Genomic DNA, 1,382 nt, shown 5'->3' with positions numbered 1-1,382 from the left:
GAACGGCTTGCTCGGATCGGTCGGCGGGCTGTCGCCTCGACTATCGGAAGTAGCGAAAGCGATGCCGCCGGCCGCCAGGGTCAGCAACGATTCGCTACGCACCTTGAAGCCGGACAGGCCGCCGGAAATGGAGATGCCGCTGGCGTTCCAGAATCGCGTGTGCTTGCGCACCAGGTCGGCGTAGGCCGGCTCGATGTGCACCTTGATCTCGATGGTCCTCTGGTCATCGCCCAGCTGGAAGCTCTTCACCTGGCCGACCTGGATCTGCCGGTAGAACACCGGGCTGCCCTGCTCCAGGGAGCCCAGGCGATCGGCCTTGAGGGTCAGGTGCAGGCCGGGCAGCCTGTCGGAAAGGGGGGGCGGCTGCTTCAGCGCGGTGAAGTTGCGTTCTTCCTTCTCGCCCTTCACCGGATCGACCGCGATGTAGACGCCGGAGACCAGGGTTTCCAGGCCGGTGACGCCAGCCAGGGAAACCCGCGGCTTGACCAGCCAGAAGCGGGTACCCTTGCTCAGGTACTGGCGCGCCTCCTTGTCCATTTCGATGGTGGCCACCACGCCCTTGATATCTTCGCTGACATCCAGCGCGACGACCTTGCCGACCGCGATGCCCTTGTACAGCACCTCGGTCTTCTTCGCCTGGATGCCATCGCTGCTCTCGAAGCGCACCTGGATCAGCACCCCTGCCTGGTCGTAGGCGCGCCAGCCCAGCCAGGCCCCGATAGCCAGGGCCACCAGCGGCAGCACCCAGATCGCCGACCAGTTCGAGGTCTTGTGTTTCTTCGGGCTTGGCAAATCACTCATTCTCGTCGTCCAGATTGGTGTTGTCCCAGATAAGTCGGGGGTCGAACGTCACGGCGGCGAGCATGGTGAGCACCACCACGCTGGCGAAGGCGGCGGCGCCGAGATTGGCCTCGATGCTCGCCAGGTTGCCGAAATTGACCAGCGCCACGAGGATGGCGATGACGAAGATATCGAGCATCGACCAGCGCCCGACCCATTCGATGAAGCGGTACATCATGATTCGCTGGCGGGCCGACATCGGCTGGTGCCGCTGCACCGAATAGAGCAACAGGGCGATGCCGACCAGCTTGAAGGTGGGGACGACGATACTGGCGACGAACACCACCAGGGCGATGGGAAACATGTCGGCCTGGATCAGGGTCACGACCCCGCCCATGATGGTCGCCGGGGAGCCCTTGCCGAGCATGTTGACGGTCATGATCGGCAACAGGTTGGCGGGAACGTAGAGAATCATCGCCGAGATCAGCAACGCCCAGGTACGGGCAATGCTGTTCGGCCGCCGAGGATGCAGCTTCGCGCCGCAGCGACTGCAACGCGGATGCTCGTTCCCGTCGGCGCGATTCAACTGGTGGCACTCGCCG

General features: G+C 64.0%; 2 protein-coding genes. Both read right to left on the bottom strand.

The window, feature by feature from the left end; translation table 11 throughout:
• The coding region (locus tag HMPREF2581_RS18205; protein ID WP_139181911.1) for a PqiB family protein at positions 1–801 on the bottom strand (801 nt) is incomplete at its 3' end.
• The coding region (locus HMPREF2581_RS18200; RefSeq protein ID WP_070867356.1) for a paraquat-inducible protein A at positions 794–1,382 on the bottom strand (589 nt) is incomplete at its 5' end. The genes HMPREF2581_RS18200 and HMPREF2581_RS18205, both read right to left, overlap by 8 nt.

The organism is Pseudomonas sp. HMSC057H01, from assembly GCF_001836405.1.
In the GTDB taxonomy this organism is placed as follows: domain Bacteria; phylum Pseudomonadota; class Gammaproteobacteria; order Pseudomonadales; family Pseudomonadaceae; genus Pseudomonas; species Pseudomonas aeruginosa.
Note: the sequence above shows the minus strand (reverse complement) of the source record. Positions and strands in the feature narration are given on the sequence as shown.